General features: G+C 50.0%; 6 protein-coding genes. All 6 read right to left on the bottom strand.

Translation table 11 applies throughout. The features are described 5' to 3' along the window. Positions 1–10: 10 nt before the first annotated feature. The 6 genes from Q9292_RS00115 to Q9292_RS00090 all read right to left on the bottom strand — a co-directional run bounded on the left by Q9292_RS00115 (position 11) and on the right by Q9292_RS00090 (position 20322). Positions 11–2308 carry a 5'-nucleotidase C-terminal domain-containing protein gene (locus tag Q9292_RS00115; protein ID WP_313983256.1) on the bottom strand — a complete coding sequence of 766 codons (2298 nt, stop codon included), beginning with the start codon at positions 2306–2308 and terminating at the stop codon, positions 11–13. A 69-nt stretch (positions 2309–2377) separates the two neighbouring features. After that, positions 2378–3145: a PEP-CTERM sorting domain-containing protein gene (locus Q9292_RS00110; RefSeq protein ID WP_313983254.1), complete on the bottom strand. Its 768-nt coding sequence runs from the start codon at positions 3143–3145 to the stop codon at positions 2378–2380. 57 nt (positions 3146–3202) lie between these two features. After that, on the bottom strand, positions 3203–6286 hold the full coding sequence (locus tag Q9292_RS00105) for an ExeM/NucH family extracellular endonuclease (protein WP_313983251.1): 3084 nt from the start codon (positions 6284–6286) through the stop codon (positions 3203–3205). Between the two features lie 287 nt (positions 6287–6573). Continuing rightward, entirely contained in the window at positions 6574–16914 is a 10341-nt protein-coding gene (locus tag Q9292_RS00100) for a filamentous haemagglutinin family protein (RefSeq protein WP_313983248.1), read from the bottom strand. 37 nt (positions 16915–16951) lie between these two features. Beyond that, positions 16952–18652, bottom strand: coding sequence for a ShlB/FhaC/HecB family hemolysin secretion/activation protein (locus Q9292_RS00095; protein ID WP_313983245.1), 1701 nt, complete (start codon positions 18650–18652; stop codon positions 16952–16954). A 242-nt stretch (positions 18653–18894) separates the two neighbouring features. After that, positions 18895–20322 carry a hypothetical protein gene (locus Q9292_RS00090; protein ID WP_313983242.1) on the bottom strand — a complete coding sequence of 476 codons (1428 nt, stop codon included), beginning with the start codon at positions 20320–20322 and terminating at the stop codon, positions 18895–18897. Positions 20323–20400: the final 78 nt, after the last annotated feature.

The following is a 20400-nucleotide window of genomic DNA, read 5'->3' as shown; positions in this document are numbered from 1 at the left end:
AACTTGAGCGTTAAAGTGTGAAATCGCGAGCAGGTATCACTTGTTTCGCCGTCAGGCCTTTGAGCGTGAGCAGCGATCTGGCAGCGGCAGGACCGGCAGCACCGTCACTGTCTACCCAAAGCTGTACACCGCCGGTCACATCCACCAGGCGCAGATAGCCACCAGTCAATGCGGTATTGGCAGACACACCCAGTGAAGCCAGCAAGGCAGTTAACTGCACTTTGTCGGCATAAGGGGTAAAGTCAGTGATGGTGTCACCCGCTTCACGCAGACTGCTGTAGACAAACACGTCGTTACCGGCGCCACCTGTCAGCGTATCCACGCCGAGGCCACCATTGATCACATCATCCCCCGCAGTGCCTACCAGCACATCACGGCCCGCCGTGCCCGTGCGCGTGACGCCAGCGGTTGTGCTGGCAATCGCCAGGTCAATCAAACGGCCGCCTTTGTCGTACTGGTTTTCCAGGCCATACAGGTTGGTGGTGATTTCATCGCCATCGGCATTGTTCAAGCGACCCAGGCCACCTTCAGCTTTAGGCGTCTGGATGTAATTAGCCAGTGCCTCTTGATAGGTAATCGTGAATGGGCTGTTTTCAAACACCACGCCATTGGCTGCAAACGGGTAACCATCCCCCCCGGCGGCCGTAAAGTCTATGGTGGTAAAGGAGAAAGTGCGGCTATTGTTGACAACCACGCCGTTATCAATCAGTACGGTGCCGTCATCCAGCACCACACGTTGAATGCGGCTACCTGTGCCTTGCGTGGTTCTGGCCGGGTTGCGGCTGTCGTAGATCACTTGCATGCCAGAAATCTGGGCATAGCGGCCATTGGCACGACCGGTCGGGCTGGTGTCGCCATAACCGTGCTCCAGCAAGTCTTTGAGCTGGGTCGCGTTCATGGACGGTGCGCGTTTAACCAGATTGGTAAACGGCAGAATATTAAAAGTATCGCCGACGGACACGTTGCCAGCCGCAGCAATATTGGTACGGATGCCGCCACCGTTCTGAACCGCCACATCGGTTTTACCGGCAAAACGCATGGCATCAGCCACCAGATCACCCAAACCGGTTTCAGCATTACGCACGCCTGCCACAAAAGTGCATGGCAAAGCAGAACAGCTCGTATGTGTGGGGCCGTTTAATTTCACCGCAGTGGTGCCGATGATTTGTGCATTGAGCGCATTGATATAGTTTTGCACGGGTGTCACCACCTTGCTTTGCAAGGTCGCATCCCCAGTCACGCGGTCAGCATCGGCGGCCGCGCCAGACACGCGCATCATCTTGCTGGATTCAACCGCTGTAAAAGTGCCTTTGGCATCATCAATCGTAAAATTGAGCTGGCCGACATAACGGTTACCAAAATGGCTGGTCATCACTGGCACATTGCGGCCATTGGCATCTACGGCATAGACCGGATCAGAATTATAAGTGGCACCGACTCCGCCGTTGATCAGCAGGTCATCTGGATCCACCATGAGTTCATGACCACCGCCAGACAACACCAGATCCACCCCGGACAATGCAGGGACCACGACATCAATTTCGTTAGCGGCATTTTGCAGATGGCTCATCAAGATGATGGTGGTCGCACCTTGCTCGTTACGCAGACGATTGACTTCAGCCTGAATCAGGGGAATCAAGGCTTGCAGGTTTTGTGCCTCGGTGTGGTTGGCATCGTAGCCGATCACGCTGACTGCACCCGGTGAAGAAATGGTAGGCAACAGCGGAGTAGTCGCTCCGACCAGACCAATTTTATGACCCGCTGCGGTGGTGATCACTTTGGAAGGCGCCACTTGACCGCTGGCTTTTAAAGCACTGAATTCAGCGGTGGCGTTAAAGTCCAGGTTGCTAGAGAGATAGGTGCTGCCAGTTACTTTAGCAAAACGCGCAGCCATTTGTGGACCCAGATCAAACTCGTGGTTGCCAAACACCATGGCATCAAAGCCAATCTGGCGCAAGGCGATCGCGTCATAAAAATCCTGACCGCCATCGCTGTAGCTGGTAGACAGGTTGTTCAGGCTGGCCGTGAAACGTGGACCAGGCAAAAAGGCATCGCCTGCATTGAGCTTGAGTACCGTACGGCCTTGGGCCACGGCTGCCGTTTCGGCATTCTTGATCACGGTCGCCAGACGGTCGACGCCACCATAAAATGAAATTGCCTGGGCACTGGTGTCACGCAGGTTGCCCTGGGCAGACAGCAACCAGCTCTCCTGATCTCCCACATGCAACAGGGTCACGCCCTCAGCCCATACACTGCTGGCGCTCATGGCCAAAGCCACACACGCCGCTAATTGTTTCAGTTTAAACATGCTTTTCTCCACAAAGTGCCATGCATTTGCATGACACTCCTGACAAATGATTAATAGACGCTTTAGGGATTAACGGGATTGGCGACGACGTACCAGTGCCAACACACCCAGACCAGCCAGCAACATGCCTACGCTGTCAGCTTCAGGCACTGGCGTCACAGCAGCCACGGTAAACGCTGTGGTATTGGGAACCAATGCAGCAGAATCACTGTTGTTTACAGTGTCTACATTCCAGTTATTGACGTTAGCCACTTGTGCCTTGTAATCAGTAAAGTGATTCAGGCCACCACGTACACCGTTATACTCGGCGTAGTCAGGATTGCTGGAGGCACCGGCTTTAGCCGTCAATTCAATGGCGTTCACGCCTGCAGTCAAACCAGTGTTGTTCAGAGGGCCATGGGCATCAAACGTCCCGTTGGTAATGGCGCTCAAGAATGTGGTTGGTGCAGTCGCAGCAGTACCCAGGTAGGCATAAACAGTTTCGCCAGAATTCGAAATACCCCAGTTTGCACTACCGCTCACGCTGACACGAGACAGCACGCCAGTGGAAGCAGACAGGCTGGTTTTGTCGTAGGCAGAGAAACGCACCACTGTGCCTGCAGCAACCACGTCGCTGGAAACCCACTGGTTATAGCTTTCGCCACTGTTGAAAGCGCTGCCAGTCCATTCGTTATCGCTGAAGAAAATGGTGGTGTTGGCGGCGATATCGACAAAGGTCACAAATGACAAACCATCTTCATCGGCATTAAACGCAGTGAACATGATGTCACCGGCATTCAGGGCCGCGTTGGCTTGGCTAGACAGCAACAAAGCTGCCATTAAACTGATTTTTTTCATCTTAAATATCCTCTCACTCGGTTTGTTAAAAACAACTTATTGATTTGTTATGGTTGATTACCAGCGCACATCGCGTTGTGCATCCAGTTGATTCATGGCTAATCCTTTCAGCGTGACCAGTGGTCTGGCGGTGGCCGTCCCTCCTGTGCCATCGGCATCGATTTGCAATTGCACGCCGCCTGATACGCTCACCCAGCGGGCGAAGCCATCGGCAAACGGCTGGCTACCGCTGTAACCCAGGCTTTGCAGCAATTCGCTGATCTGCAACTGGTCTTCACCTGGCGTAAAGTCGGTAATGGTGTCAGTGGCATCACGCATGCTCTGGTAAACAAAGGTATCGCGCCCGGCCAGACCAGTGAGGGTGTCTGCACCCAAGCCGCCGGTGAGCACGTCATCGCCTGCGGTGCCGGTCAGCGTATCGCGCTGATTCGTGCCATTGACTGTTTTCACCAATTGCACGCCGACAATCACCGGGTCATGGTCTGATGAGCGGTATGGACTATCGCTATACAGGTCTTGCGGTTTGAACTCGGTGTTGTAGTCAATCACCATGGGCTCGTCGGCATTGATGTGCCAGTGGGTCGTGCCAGTCACTTGTGCCGCCATGCTGCTGCTGGCCAGAGCGTGGTCGATATAGCCAGACTCGCCATCAAACACGTAGGAGTAATCACTGTCGCCACTAAAGCGGGCAATCTGGTCCTGCAAGCCGCCTGAGGTCAGGGTCAGGATAGGATCTTCTTTGCCATAGCTATTCAGGTCGCCAATCACTACCACATCCTGATCACCTGCTTGCGCTTGTACGGTATTGATGAATTGCAACAGACGATCGGCCTGGGCCACACGGCGCGTGTTGTAACAACCCTGACCATCGCCCTGATCGGCATTGCTACCGGAGGCATCTGAACAGCTCTTGGATTTAAAGTGGTTGACCAACACCGTGAATTTTTCGCCATTGGCCGCCTTGAAGGTTTGTGCCAAGGTTGGACGGTTGTTGATGCTGTCGTTATCAGACAAGGCCGCCGCAGCCGGGGTCAGCTTGGCAGGCTTGTAGATCATCGCCACTTTGATCGCGTCAGTCCCTGTGCCAGTCACTGGATCAGCAATCGCCGCATAAGTATTGGCGCCAACGGCGGCATTCAAGCCGTCTACCAGATTTTGGACAGCGGTGCTGCCGTTATTCTGGATTTCCATCAGGCCCACCACGTCCGCATTCATTGCACTTAGAGCGCGGATGATTTTGTTACGCTGGCGGTTAAACTCAGCCAGGTTGTTGGCACCGCGGCAGTTAGAGGCAGAAACACTGCCGCCCAGGCTGCAGCCCTGGCCAGTTTGGCCGCTCGCTGTGGCGCCATTGGCAAAGGTGGTGAAGTAATTCAGCACGTTAAAGCTGGCAATCTTGAGATTGCCCGGCACGCTGGCAGGCGCTGCCGTACGTGGGTTTTCACGCCGGAACTGCACGGGCTCGGTAGGATTCAACTTGTAATCGCGTGGGCCGGTGCTGGAGGCCGTGATCAGGCCATAATCAATCACCCCGGTCAGGTTTTCCACTACATCGCCGGCGCGTAGCGTGTTGTCTTCCCCGATAAACGGGATCGGGTTAGGATTTTGTGCACTGCTGCCGTCATCTAGTACCAAACGGCGGCGGGCATTCTCATCCGCTAACTGGGCTGCTGCCGCAGAATTGGCTGGATACAGATTGCTAGGCTTGAGCATGCGGCCATCCGCAGACAGCGTGACTTGACCATAGCGGCCCAAAAAGTAATTCTGTGAGGCGGTCATGGGGGTGGTGATACGCACCAGCATGCCCTCGTAGGCTTCCAGATCACCCTCGGTCACTTCAGGCAGGCTAATGTCGGTCGGCAAGATGACATTGTTGCTGCTTAATACTTGCAAGCCACTCACGTTCACCAACTCAGTGATGGTATTGAACTCGGTCACGTTGGCCGTTAAGCGGATTTTTTGGCCTTTGCTGACGGTAGGTGCAACGCCGGTTCCCAGATAAACAAACACGCCGTCTGAGGTTTGTGGGTTGCCGTCACCGCTCGCATCTTGCAGATAAAACCCGTTCAGGCTTGGGAATACGGCTGTGACCACACCCTCAGTGGTGACGGTTTGACCATTCAGCGGGCTGACAGAGGCGGTGCCCAAGGCGCTGCCCTGAATCTGGTAAATACGCGTGATATTGCTGTTTTTGATCGTGATATTGACGGTACAAGTCGCGGTCTGCGCTTCGTTATTGGCAAACTGGATATCGGCCGTATATTGTCCGGCAGGCAGGCTGCCATCCAGTTGCAAAGCGGCGCTGGCTGACTGGCCATCATTGCTGGCTGCGGCAAAATTAACCAGGCTCACGCCATTGGGCGCATTAGAAGCCAAGGTCGCTGCATTGACTACACTGTCAGCATCCGACGCCTGCACCTGGCCTGCACCTGCCTCGCCCACTTGCAGCGTAATCGCCGGGCAGGAAGTCACAATCGGTTGATTACCTGTGCTGCCGCCACCACTATTGCCGCCACCGCACACATTCACGGCCGTGCTGCTATTGCGTGGCGCAGGCGTGCCAGCGACAAAATCGCTGCTGTTCTGGTTGGTATCCTGGCAACCGTCGCCTTTGCGCAACAAGGCCTTGCTGCTGCTAATCGCCGGCGCTGCTGAACCCTCAGCAAAATTGGCCGTGCCATAGCCCACCAGATCAGCAACCTGCGCCAACTGGCTGCTGCTACATGGATTAGAGCTGCCATTACAAGTCAGGCCAGTACTGCTCTTAACCAGCACCACCTTGCCATTGGTGCCACTCATATCAGTGCCATTATTGCTGGCATCAGGCGTTGGCAAGGCTGAACCGTTAGCCGCGCTACGCAAACCCACCAAATAATATTGACCCGCTTGCAACAAGCCAGACAGGGTTGTCACCCCATTGGCTGAAAAATTCCCCGTCCCTGTCGCGCTGGCATACTGCACAGACCAGCCACTGATATCAACCGCAGCGCTACCGTTGTTGAATAACTCAACGTAGTCCTGGTTATACACACTGCCCTGTCCGCCATACACCTGGCTAATCACCACCTCAGCATGTAAAGGAAGACTCAAAGAAGACCAGCCCAGACAAGCCAGCAACCAATGCATTTTTTTTAGTTTCATTCAGAACTCCGTCGTTATCCGCTCACGTAAAATCCTGAATACTTTAGCAACTTAGATTGCTGCCAATATTAATTTTCGCGCCATAACACTAGGTAGCTCGGACTATGAAAACTGCTAAAAATAAGGGGGGATTTGTACTTTTTTAGTCTTGCTTGACTACGGACTGCTAGTCCGGCTGTGGTCAGAACAGCCCATAGAAAGACACTTCTTCATGACTCAGCAGAGGTAGGGATCAGAAATAAAAACGCCCACCAAAAGGCGGGCGTAAAAGTCTGAACCGTCACCGGCTAATCTTCGAGTCGAATGGTTTTAACCGTGACAATCGGTGGCAAGTCACGCGGAACAGTATTCTGGCTACTCATCTGGCTAGCCAGGTTTTCTGTCAGCGCGTTGCTTGCACCCGCAGAGGTGTTGGTTGAGTTCGCCAATGACCCTGCCAAGCTACCTGTATCTGCTGCAGGAACACCAGCCGAACTACCGGACACTGAAATATTGGAGGCATTCAAAATGACGGGGGCCCCAATCAACAAGTTACCCGCCTCAATCCCCGCCTCACCTGCATCAAGTAATCCGCGCGGCGCGAATAATGCGACCGAGCCTTTATCAGGTGCAACAATGCTGCCGCTTGGGCCATCAGGATCATAACTCTGGGCACGAATACCCGAACCTGAAGCGACCCCTTTCACCTCAACAGTAATATCGCCATATGCATTGGGGGTAACCACTCGCTCAGGCACTGATATCGCGGTTTTTGAACCCCGACCAGCATCAATATCGCCATGATTAGACCAGATCAAAATGTCACTACCGTACTGTGTAATCACTTTAGACTGGTTCACCATAAAACTGCCATCAGAATAAGAATTAATGCTACCGCCTTTTTCAGTCACAATACCGATGCGATCACCCACAGAACTATTACCCGCGATACCCGCATTCACCAAGCCGCCAGGCGCAAACAAGCTGATATTGCCATTTCTTGAGGTTTTGATCTGACTTTGATACATCAAGATGTCACCGCTGTAGTCTTTGGCAGGGAACAGTGAGGCAATCACATTATCACTTCTTACCGTGCTCTTATTCTTCACGTACTCTTTACCAGCAGCCAACAACTCTACCTGGAACTCACGCAAGGCAAACACCTTTTGCTGGGTTTTATCCAGACTTAAAAAGCCTGCCATTGCTTCTTGCTGCGTATAGGGTTGACCCGTCACCGGATTTTTACTACCGGTGATTTCGTTCATATAAGCCTGCACCCGCGTTGCCGTGCCCTGACGATATTCCGCCAATGCCTCTGCATTGCCTTGTAGAGAGGCAGGGCCGGCGCCAGTTGGATTAATATAAGTCCCCACAAAACCCTCTATATCTTCGCCAGATTGACCCATGCCAGCCAGCAAGGTGACATTCGCACTTTTATCGGAAAGATTGGGATTCACAGTATTTGCGAGCGAGAGAATGCCGCTGGTATTGCCCAGATCAATATTGCGACCAGCTTCAATCAGTACCTCACCAGGTCCATTAATATCGACACGCGAACCTAGTTCGCCGTTATCCATCACAAAGTCTTTACCCGCATGGATTTCAGACACATCACCAACATTATTGTGCTGAATAGAGGCATGTAAGGTCACGTTATTACCCGCGCTGATGTAAACCGGTTTTGATGATTTGATACCGTAAACATTGTCGACATCACTTGAAGGCGAACCGGTCAGTCTCACATCACCATCACGGGCGATGATTGTAGCTTGCGTTGAATCATTTTGATGCACAGGCACTGCAGAAACACCGGTTTTGATACTGGCCAGAATGCTGGTAATGGTACCATTGCTCGGGCTACCTATGGTCGGGTTAAACACATTCAACACTGTGCTTAAATCGGCATCCGAAATAAGAATGTTCGCTGTAGGCTTTGTCCCTCCAATTAATCCAGCTCCAGCAAGGACGTTACCCGCGGCCATCAAATTCAAATTACCGAGCTTACTAGGTGCAAGAATCATTCTATAGGCTGTGATATCGCCATTGAAAGCTGTTGCATTTACTGTACCAGGATGAATAGCTGACATATCAAGACCAGTTACAGTACCATACGCTTGCGAACTAAACCCTGTACTCGAAATAGATGTCCTGTTACTTTGGCCAACCTCGACATTGCCAGACAAAGAAGTCATGTTTAAAGCAGAGTCTTCAGCATAAGTATTGAAGAAAGTACTATTTGTAATTTGACTCGCCGCTGTTAAAACGCCTTGCATCCAAAGCGTTGGGTTAAAAGCCGTTTGTACTTTGATATTGTTTTTGGCTGTAACTGTTGCACTGGCATCCTGCAGAGCAATCACAACGCCATTGGCACCAGGTGCCTGGGCTGCATCTGCTGGTCCTGGAATGCTATCCCCCGCTTGTAAATCAAGCTGCCCACGACCGGCATAGTAGACACCATTCACAAGATTGCCCCCAGCGGACACAGACACATCCCCGCCACCGTTCACCAAACTTGTGCGGACTTCATTGCCTTGCGCATCCAGCGTTTTGACAAATTGAGCATTGGTTGCTGAGGAGGCGGAAACGTTAGTGATATTACCTCCAGCCTGAATGCTGACATTGCCGCCGCCCAGTGCAGCAATCCCCTGCTGGAACAAGTCTGGACGAACCCACCAGCTGGTATCTGCACCATTACCCCCCTGACGTAACAGCCACTGGTTGACGCTTTGTGTCGTGGCTACACCGGTAATGTTCCCGGCAACCTGAATGGCAATATCCCCGCCATTATTGACATAGCTTGCTGCCGTTGGCACATTGGTTCCAGTAGAAGCTGGCGTAAAACCAGTAAGATTAGGCACCTGTTTGCCGGCGGTGTAAATCACGGAGCCTGTATTTCCAAGTGACATATTGCCACCCGCAGCAATTGTGATATTGCCCTCACCCGTACGGATGAGTTTGTTATTTTCGAGCTTGAAATCACCTGTCCCTGCCTGAGTCTCGGTGATATTTGCAGCGTTATAGTCGGCCCCGGCAATCAAATTAAAATTAAATGTGCTGGTATTTGACTGCAATATCCCCGCAGTCGTAGCGGTACTGAAGCCATCACTTAAAGATCCGGTCAAGTTAAGATTACCGTTTGAACGTAAAGTTAGCGAACCGCCGCGACCTGCTAGCAAGGAACCAAAAGAGCGCAAGTTTATATCAGCAGGACCAACCGTCATTCCGGTAGGAGAGCTGCCCGCCGTACTGCGTACCTCTATGTGCGGCAATACTTTTGCAGCCACACCATCCTGCGTCACGCTATAAGCACTCGCCCCGTTATTGGCATTATAAAAACTGTTCGTATCCGTAATCATGCCAGCCATGGCTGCAGCAGTGAATGTATTCGATGTGTAGGTACGGCTACCTTCAACCACCACCTCGTTAGCGCCTTTGATCGCCGAAGTAGTATTGAATGCAACATTCACAGTATTGGCGGTGCCATTGGTGCCACGACGCCCACGCAAGGTCACTGAACCATCTGCGCCATCCACACCGATATTGTTATTTGCTGATTTGTCGTAACCACTCACATCAATGAGTGCTCCAGCGTCTGCAGAAACGGCATTCTGAGTAGCCAGACTGTCAGAAGACAATAAGACTGTCCCGCCTGAACCCGTTTGTAAATCTCCCGTTGACTGGTTCGCTTGTGTACCACGCGCGGTGATTTGGGCTGTATTAGTCAACGTCACCAATCCATTGGCATAAATCGCTACATCGCCACCTTTATCACCATCTGCATTGATATGACCCGCCACGGTAGCATTGCCATTATCAACACCGAGCGTAAATGCACGTGTAGTTACCGTATCGCCATTCGCGATAGTGACATCACCATTACGTACCCGGATATCCCGGCTTTCGTTAACCTTACCGGTTTCTAACGCCTTGTTCACATCGCTGAAATTATCCAGATTGGAGACATCAAGCTGGAGTGAGGCCGTTTTCTGGCCTTGGGCAGCTTGACCTTGCAAGGTATTATCAGCGGTGATGAAACGTCCATTTTTCGCATCTACCTGCAATTTGCCAGCGTTGCCTTTGGTTGTACCCCCAGACAGGTTGAGTAAACTGTTGCTATCCAGCTGCACATTACCTTGCTGGGAAGTCAGGTGAATATTACCTGCATCAGTGGTTGCTGAATGTGTTTCATCAAACGCTACGGTTGCAGCCGACACATCAATGCCGCCGCCTGAGACGACTTTAACATCGCCAGCCCGCGCCACAGCATTCACATCCCCCGCCTTCATGACCATTTTTCCACCCAATTGCATATCATTGGCAGACAAATTAAGCGTTGCACCTATACCAGAAGTGTCTGTGGGGGATTGACCATTTGCCTGTGTCTGCAAGCTGCCAGTATTTGCAAATGTATAGTTGCTACCGGAATCTGCAGTGATCACCGCGCTATTCACAGTCGTCTGACCAGCGTTTACATTGAGCGTACCCGCCCCTGAAAAGCGCACGTCTTTATTTGCATTAAGGGTGACAGTATTAAAACCATCAATGTTGCTAGAAACCTTGCCGGTATCTGCAAATGAAATCTGATTGGCATTCACAGTCAACTGCCCTGTTGAAACACCAGGCGCTGTAAACACGCTGTTATTGGTATTTTTAAGGTTAAAGCTGTTCGCAAAAATACTCACATCGCCTGCATCATGATGTGCAATACCCGCAGTATTAAAGGTAATGTTCAGGTTGCGGTTGCCAAAGTTCACCGCACCAAAAATATCAATATTTTTGTAGCTGTTGAAGGTGATCGCCGACAGGCGGCCAAAATCATCCAAAGTAGCCGAGCTGATGCGAGTAGTGCCAGCCACGGACTTGTCTCCAATGGAATATTGATTTGAGCCCAGCGTGACGGTACCCCCCTCTTCCACCTCAGTCGTGCCGGATAAATCAGCATTGCTGGTCGCATCCAGCACCAGTGAACGTGCCGCCTGAACGCTGGCGCCATCCGCTATTGTTAAATTGCCGGTGGTTGGCGTAGCCGATACATCGGTTCTAGAAAAATCAAAATCATTTTTTGCCGACACGGCCAGGACTGCACCATCTCCACTCGTGACCAGCGTCGTCTTACCTGTTTTATCAGCTCTTACACCTGTGCGGATGACTGCCCCTTGATTCACGGTAATCGTATCTTTAGACGCTACGATGAGTTCATCTGATTGCACCGCATGATTATTATCGTTAGTGAAACTGACATTAGAGGCTGTGGTGGTGATGGTCTGTTTATTACCAGTCACTGAGCGGCTACCGCCAAGCAGAATAGAGTCAGCGCGAATATTGTTGAGCTGATTTGCGGCAATCTGCAACACCCCTGTCAGCTGTGGATCAACACTTGAAACAACACGAATATCATTCGAAGAAATATCGACCAGCGCCCCTTTACCGCCCGCAGCGGCACTGGTATTGATCGCCCCATCAATATTCAGGCTATTGCCAGCTGCCAGCACAAGTTGACCAGCATCTTTTGTCAGCCTCGGAATATCCTTGCCATCCCTCAATGCGTTTTTGGTCAATAAAGTATTGCCGGAGGTCAGCAGATAGTCTGCAACCCCTTTATAGTTTTTGCTGCCATAATCCTTGTAAAAAGTATCGCCATTAATGATATTAAAGCTGGTGTATTGACCTCGGCTGGTGCCATCCAACTTGGTCAAATAGCCTGAAGACAGCCCATTACCGTCTGACTGTGTTAACTGCGTGTTGAGTTGCAGATTAGTGCCGTTGGTGCTGATCAGGAAAGCGCCAGGTAAAAGTGCATAATGTGCAGGAAGTAGTGTATATTTTCCTGCCGCCAGACCATTGCCGCCGGACAGATAGATCGCCTGCCCAATGCCAACATCAGAACCGGCGCTCATTAAATAATCATAAGGCGCATATTGATTCCCCAATGATGGCAATACAGCGTAATAGCCTGATTGAGATAAGGTATCCAATGAGCCGCCAATGCCTTGAATCCATTCATACGCCAGCGTATCGCCATTCCCAGAGATATCAATCCGGGAACCCGCTTGCAAATTCATGTTATTGGCATTGAGCGTGACTTTCTTCTTGTCAATAGCTGTCATGAATGTGTCGGTTGCACGAGGCCTATCAGCAAGTTCAGTTCCGCCAAGCGCTGTGACGGCATAAGGAATCAAACTCCCCTCTGCAGAGACTGAGGTCAAGCTGCCAGAGGCCAATGTGAGATTTTGAGCAGCATTGAGGGTGATTTGGCCTAATGGCGCACGCAATACCCCTGCTTGGGTAATGTTGTCAGCATTTAAGGTTAGGGTCCCAACCGCAGATAAAGGCATAGCGCTTGACGTGTTTGACTGGTTAGTGACCTCAATGGTGCTACCTGCGCCTGTTGCTGTTACGACAAAGTCTGTCGCCGTTGAAGGATAAACTTGTCCGGCATCTAATTGAATCAAACCAGGGGCAGAAAGTGACGCAGAACCCCCTAACCTAGAATCAATCGCGCGGGCCCGAATATCAGTTTTACTTTGTAGGCGACTAGAAGCCACTTGATTGATGGCAATATTGCCCTGAATATCGATGAAGTTTGCCTGCGCCTTAAACGTATCACTACCCGCTGTCAGTTGAGTGCTTGGCATAGACACACTGCTATTGGCTAATATCAATGTAGAGGCAGTCAAGTTTGCCGAACCTGAGTATGAGCTGGCATCTAAGGTTAACAGCGATGGCACACTCAATGTGGTATTGTCGAAGTGGATTTCGTCTCCGGCTGTGGTACTGACGTTAGCCACTTTCAAAGCCACATTATCAAACCCACCCTGGCGAATTTGTTCAGCTGAAATTTGGCCAATCCCTTTTGCGGTAGTCAAAGGCAGAGCGGAATTTGAAGTGTCGATAAGGTTGCTATTATTTCCACCAGCGGTGTTATTCGCAGCCATGATTACTTTGCTATTGGTCACATTTAATACACGTTGACCATTTGCAAAATACAATGGCGGGGCCCCCCCCTCTGTACCGGGACCGGACGCACCACCAAGGGTGATATTCAGCGTTCCCGCCTCTCCCACTCCTGAAGCAGCACCGACTAAGGTACCATCCAGTGCTATACCGTCACGGCCAGTGAGCGAAATCGTCCCCGCACTCCCCGCAACAGACTGCCTTGAGTATCCCCCAACCACTCTCAAGTCAACGTTACCGCTGGTTCCAGAAACATCAATCCGAGAACCTTCCTTAGCTATCAGTACACCATTACCAGCAGTTAAAGAGATATTCCCCGCCTTGGTAACAAACGCTGAACGCAAATTACCGTCACTGGCTGGAGGCCTCACATATTGTGCTTTAGCAACCAGAGAAGCCGTCTCGCCCAAATACAAACTCAGTGTAGGGTCAAAACTGTAATTGGGCCTTGTGAAATCACCTTCATTTGGAATATTACTAATGGAAAGATTAATATCCGCCCCTGGCGCAGCAATGTCACCCAGAATCGTCATCTGACCGTTGGAGGTCAGCGTCACATTGCCACGTGGGCCAGTCTTGCTGGTGGGTGCATCGGTCACGATGCTTGAATTGGACTGCATGATCAGATCATCACCAGCCTTCACCTCAAGACTCGTTGGTGAGCGCAAGCGCCCAGCCATGGATGTTGTATTCACCAAGCCACTCAACTCACTACCACTTTGTGCAACTTTGGCAGCGGCGGTCAAGGTTCTTGAATGTTGCTCAGGGGCAATAGTGACTGCACTATTCGCTTGATCACCAATTAAAACATCCCCGTTCCACCGCAGGGCATTACTCACGGTGAATTGAGAAAAGCCCCCTTGTTTAAAGAAGTTTTCAGAAAGCCAGAGTGTGTCATTTTTCTGTGGGTTGGCTCCTCCCAGCTGGATATTCTCTACCAGCCCGGTTGATTGCTGCCCCTGTAAATTGACAGTTAAATGCCCGCCCAACGTCTGCTGTCCATTGATAAACATGCCGTAACTACTGAAAGTTTTATCAGTGATCTGGTTGTCAGCGAGCGTGACGGTAATATCACCGCCGTTCCCAGCGGCCGCCTTACCAAGACTGTTTAACCAGGCACCTGCTGAAGCATCCAGCGTGGCACCTTGACCCATCCGCAGGCCACTGTATAGCGTAGTCACTTTATCGGCATCAATGATAATGTCATCTGTGAGGATTTCAGCAGTGTCCTTATTAAGGCGTATGCTACCAACATTTATTTTGCCGCCATTGAGCGCAACCTTACCCTGCATTGCACCACTGATCCCTGGCAAATCATTGGTATACAGGCCAGCAACATTGATATTCACATTGTTAGCCAATTCCACATCGGCAGTTTGACTAGCTGACAGGGTCACTGTACCAGAAGGTAAACGAATATCGTTGTTGACATTGATTCCACCTGAGCCTTGCACATACAAGCTACCATTCGCCTGCATATTGATGTCGGTATCGATATTGACCTTGCCAGTGGCTTTGATAACTACACGATTGACACCATTCGCTAACATTTCTGAGCTGAGCTCTGAAGTTTGCGTTTGCTCTGTACTCAGCTGGCTGTCTTCGTTAAAGTCATCAGCAAGCTTTTTGGTTGAAGAAACAATATTCAAGCTACCAGAGTTGTTATAAACCAGCTTAAACTGGCCGCCCTGTGGGCTCGCATGATCAACCGTCTCACCGCGTTGATATAACCCTGCAACCGTGCTAGCCTGCACTGCTCCTTGCAAAGCCATATTGGTGGCGGTGAGACTCAAACTACCGGCATTGCCTCCCTCTTGGTAACTGGGCTGCCAATAGCCGCCAGCAGATATATCTGTCGCAATACCTGCTGAAGACCGCCCATTCAAGCCATTGGCGGTCAACGCCCATGTTCTAGTTTGCCCTGAGCGCAAGCTAGAGAGGGAGTAATAATCTTGAATACTTTGATAATTCACATTTGGCAAAGCGTCTGACGCCAATACCCACTTGCCATTAATCAGCAAACTGCTCTCACGGATAGACCCTTCATCATAAGTGATGCTGCCCGCCGAAAGATCAATTTTAGAGTCGGCTTTGCTAACAAAATTAACCGCTGAAAAATTGACCTGGCCACCGTCTGTAGAACGTTCTGCAATGGTTCTGGTAATACCCGCCTTCGCCTCATCAAGCACACTCTGACTTAATAGCTTGGTGCCTTTGCGTGCATCAAGAAATAACATCTTGCTAAACAAGTTACCGCCTCTTAGCACAGGCGAATCCCGTAACTGATCAGAGTAAAGTTGTATTGCCAACTGATTACGGCTCATAGGGGCGGTGGCATTGACCCCTGAAACATCAATCACACCGTTATCGCCAAGATAAATACTGCTATTGTTATTTTGTACATCTGTTCCAGTCACAAACACATGTCCACTCTTAGCCGCGACAAGCCCATCAATATTGATATCTTTACCCTGTATATTGATCACAGAGCCATCAATTAAAGTGGTCGTTGTTTGCGTACCATTCAGCCTATATAGAGATTGTGGCAGGGGCTGCTTATCAGTAATTTCTTCTTTATCATTAACGTCAATAGTCACCGATGTTTGACTATTTTTGCCTAACGTCACTTTGCCATATACTGGATTGATATTAACAGAATCACTCTTGCTGCCAATTTGCTCAGCTTTTAGAAAAATCGAGCCATTCGCACGCACAGAAGTCGAAGCAGAAATGGTGCCTTGCTGGTTGACAGCCAACCCAATCAAGCTGGCATTACCATGATCAGCAACAATCTGGCCCAGGTTAGTCGCTGTACCCCCTGAGCTCACTTCGACGAGCAAGCCGGCAAATTTGTCTAGTGTACTGAGATAAATGGTTTTGCCTGCAGCGAGAATGGTTTGACCCTCAGGCGTTTTAATAATCCCGCTATTGGTGACATCTGGGGCGAGCAGCATGACACGACCACCGGATTTTGCGGTAATCTTTGCCTCTTCTTTGACCACATTGCCATCCTTGTCGTACTCTTTACCTGCAACCTCAATCACACCGACTGCGTCAGCAAAAGAAAACACTGGCTCATTTTTATTAGACAAAATACCATTTTTATAAATGGTCTCAATATTATTGCCATCCAGTGTTGTTGCCGTTAATGAGCCGACATTCACCTGCGAGCCTGCCCCAAAATAGATGCCGTTTTGGTTAACAATATAAACATGGCCATTGGAATTCAGTATGCCGTTAATATAGCTGGCAGAATTACCTGTGATGCGGTTAAGCACACTGGATTGTGCATCAGGCATATTGAAATTGACAGTCGCGTTTGAGCCGATATTAAAACTATTCCAGCGAATAATCGCATTACGGATCGCTGTATTAATGTTCATGATGTTATTGGCAGGGGTGTTAATTTGGACCCCACTCGGCAGTGTGTAGTTTGCGTCTTTTACTGGCAATGCGTTGACATCAATCGCCAACACCGGAGCAGATAAAATACTCAAGCAACCGGCCAACAACAATGCCACGGTGCCACTTGAAACTTTCCAAACAGTTAGTGGAATACCAGTCTCACTGTCGCAAGCATTGCCTTCGGAACAGACTGAAGTCACTGATTTTTGATGTGTACGCGCGATCTCGGCGATTGGCACCAGCATGCCAAGGCGTTTACTAAATACCAATTTAAATCGTAACTTGTTCATACGCTCACCTCAGAAACTTCAATTAACTACTCTGCTACTACCAATCAAAACCGACTTTAAAATGCAATCGTGTATCTCCACTCTCAGCCATGCCAGCAGGCTTGGTTGGTGCAGTACGTCCGTTATCCAATATCCAGCTGGACTGCAAAACACGGGCAAAATCCAGACGCATGAATATGCCTTGAGCCGCTTTCATATCCAGCCCGAAACCATAAGAAGACAAAATGTAGCGCTCGATTTGGGAGAACCTGTCATCTGGCTGGATATCAGGATTGCGGGTTCTAGCCAGACCGTAATCATAAAAAGCCAACAAGCGCATTTCTTTAACCCAGGGACCGGCATATTTTTGCAAAGGGGGCGACCTCAGCTCAGTCGTGAAATTGGCACCGACATCGCCCAGAGCACTAGACTCTTGAAATCCGCGTACCGTATCCAGACCACCGATGAAATATTGCTCATTTGAAATCAACGCATCGCCTGTTACCTGTCCGCCTAAAGAGCCATACCACTGCCACTGTTGCGGCAAAGTTTGCGTATGCTCAAACTGGCCTCGCAAGTAAGAATAATTTGGGCGCGCGAAGGATCTTCTGGCGAAAAACTCTCTGTCATCACTCACCAATCCTTTAGTCGCGAAGATAAAGTTCAGATCAAGCTTGGTAGTACTCTCTGGCGTAATCAGACTACCTGTGTAACCAATCAAGAATGGTAAATAAGTGATAGGGTTGCTATCTAAGTCTGCGCCTAATCGACGGGTGTTTTGTTTAAAGTCCTTGTAGTCCACACCGAGGGTCAGATTATGGTTGTATGACTTAACGGGACTCGTCATAGGATGGATGTAGCGCAAACCATAAATGTTACCGTTACCAATCACATTCAGGTCGCCCACGGCGCTGATATCACTTTCTGACATCACGGCGTATGCTGCCCAATAGTCTCCAGCGTAAGGGATCACATAAGTGCCTGAAAACACTTTGACTTCATTGGTATCTTCTGGCGTCACCTGAAAGCCGAAGCTCACACTATGATCGCTTTGCCAGAGGTTGTCGTATCTGAGATTGCCCGCTAAACGGGTTTTGGTGGTGTTAGGGGTGTAGCGGTTGTTATATTCGAGGCTGGCGTGCAGAGGCAATTTGTCGTCCACTTTTAAATCGACTTCAACCATGCCTGGGGACTTGCCTGGACGCAGCACCGGTGCGACCACGCGATCAGGATTAATATTGACCGAAGCAATTTGCTTCTGCACCGTGGGGAAGTGCGGCACAGTCCCTTCTTTAAACTCGGTCACACGCTGCTTGATTTTACCCAGTGAGTAATACTTGGAACCAACCACAGTCAAGCGCTCCACCTTGCCCTCGAGCACATCCAGCTTGACGACGCCGGCATTAACCTCTTGCTCGGGGATGGTCACAAATACCGTCAGGTAGCCCGCCTCATGAAAGCTCTGCTCAAGCGCACTACGCGCCTTCTCGACATCCTCAATCGAACGATGCTCACCCAGATAGGGGTAAACCGCTTTTTCTACCTCAGTGACACTAAGTACCGTATTACCATTGACGACATATTCAAAAATATCAAACTGATCCTTGGCTGCAGTCTCTTCCAACTTTGTTTTATCACTGACTTCTGCCCCCCAGGCATTGACGGGCTGTGGTGCAGATGACTCGGCCTCCTCTGCACAGACTGCAAAAGACCACAAGACACACACACAACTCATCACACGAAGCAACAATTGCAACACCTTTCTACTTTTAATCGCCAGAGGCACTTACTGAGGCTTGCCATTTTGAAAGCACTGCGTGTCACAAAGATGAAATACGGACTAGTCCACTACCTATTTTCATTAGTCCTTATGGGTCATTGCAGCGAGACTTTCAAGGCACAAATTGTGTTGCTGTTTTTGTGTTAAAAAATAAAAAAGCACACCCGGTTAGGGTGTGCTTTTAATCAGAACTTGCAGCTTTTGGCTGCTATTTACTGAAATTAGAACAATTGCTGAGCTTGGCAGTTGTTACCGTTGCGTGAGCCTTTTGCTACTACTTGGCCCACTGTGCAAGAAGAGCCTGCGAATGGGTTGACTGTCAGGCCACGTGGAACTTCAGCACAATCCAAACCTGTAAATGCACCAACAATCTCGTTGATCACAGTCTCGCCAAATGTACCGGCAGCTGAATTAGCCACGAAAGATTTCATCTCCATGTGGAAGTCATACAAACCTTGAGCCGCTGTGTAACGCGCATTGGCATCCACAGTTTGACCAGAACCAGCGATAGGGGCTTCTGGGTGTACGTTATCCAGCTTGATATAACGGTAACCGTTAGAAGACGTATCTGTACGCCAGTTGTTTTCCAGGGACAATACACCGATAGCAAAACCGGAGGTAGACAATGCTGATTTGGCGTTACCAGTACCTGAACCCTCAGTGATGATCAAGGTAGAAGTAGAATCAGCTGCACGAACTGGGGCCAAAATCCCACCGATTACTGCGTCACCGTTACATGGGTTACGCAAGAAGGTTGCATTTGAAGAAGCTTGTGTACCGGATGTTGCAACACGACGAGCCAAGTTCAAAGCTGCTGTTGAGCCTGGAACAACAATGCTTGCATCAGCGGCGGTACCACTCACGATAGAAGCATATTGTGCGTGGGAGATACTTGGTGCATTGGCTGGCAGATAGTCTGGGTCAGCCGTATTTGCCGCACCAACGCTTGCGTAAATCCCTTGTGCAACTTGCATTGCGCGGTACAGGGAAGTAGAGGTAGCAATACCGAATACTTGACCAACGTTCGCATTGGCTTCAGTACCGTAACCATCGGTTGAAATACCGAACAGCGCGGCTTCAACGTCGGAGAAACCACCTGCTGGCAAAGCGGTTGCGCCATCTGGAGCAGTGGCTGGTGTTACGATAGCGCAAGAACGGTAGGAAGGAATCGCAGTTTGGTTAGGCAAAGACAATGTGCCAGTTTGTGCAACACAAGCAGAGTTTGCACCCAACTTAGCAATACGACGCAGATTAGTCGTACCGAATACGCCATCACCGTCTACATCGTTTGGAATATGTGGTGCGTATGCATTGAATGAACCACCGTCGATGGTATGGTAAACCACTGAAACATTGCCACCGCGCACGCAGGCATAAGCCAGAAAGTTGCTGGCTGCAGAAGCACCTGGTCTTACTGCTGTTGTTGAAGAACCATTGTTGAATACTGACAGCGTGTTTGCATCGCAACCTGCTGCAAAGCCCTGGAACACGTTATAGGTAGGGGCAGAGTTACCGGAAATCCAGGTTTCTTTCAATGTATTTGCAGTGCGTGCAGTATTGATTTGTGCCTGAGTCACAGGGGCTGCCAATGCTTGACCAGCAAACAGGGTTGCAGCCACAGCCAGAAATACTTTGTTAAACTTAAACATTTTTCGCTTCCTTAGATAAAAGTTTGAATGACGGCCAGTGACCACACCAGCCGTTTTTCATGGCTTTTGTTTAGATAT

The organism is Methylophilus sp. VKM B-3414, assembly GCF_032248435.1.
Lineage (GTDB): Bacteria > Pseudomonadota > Gammaproteobacteria > Burkholderiales > Methylophilaceae > Methylophilus > Methylophilus glucosoxydans.
This window is presented reverse-complemented; position numbering and strand designations above follow the sequence as displayed.

What these genes read in the sequence shown, in the direction of transcription:
- Q9292_RS00115 (WP_313983256.1), bottom strand. Translation starts at nt 2,308, where the DNA reads ATGTTTAAACTGAAACAATTAGCGGCGTGTGTGGCTTTGGCCATGAGC.
- Q9292_RS00110 (WP_313983254.1), bottom strand. Translation starts at nt 3,145, where the DNA reads ATGAAAAAAATCAGTTTAATGGCAGCTTTGTTGCTGTCTAGCCAAGCC.
- Q9292_RS00105 (WP_313983251.1), bottom strand. Translation starts at nt 6,286, where the DNA reads ATGAAACTAAAAAAAATGCATTGGTTGCTGGCTTGTCTGGGCTGGTCT.
- Q9292_RS00100 (WP_313983248.1), bottom strand. Translation starts at nt 16,914, where the DNA reads ATGAACAAGTTACGATTTAAATTGGTATTTAGTAAACGCCTTGGCATG.
- Q9292_RS00090 (WP_313983242.1), bottom strand. Translation starts at nt 20,322, where the DNA reads ATGTTTAAGTTTAACAAAGTATTTCTGGCTGTGGCTGCAACCCTGTTT.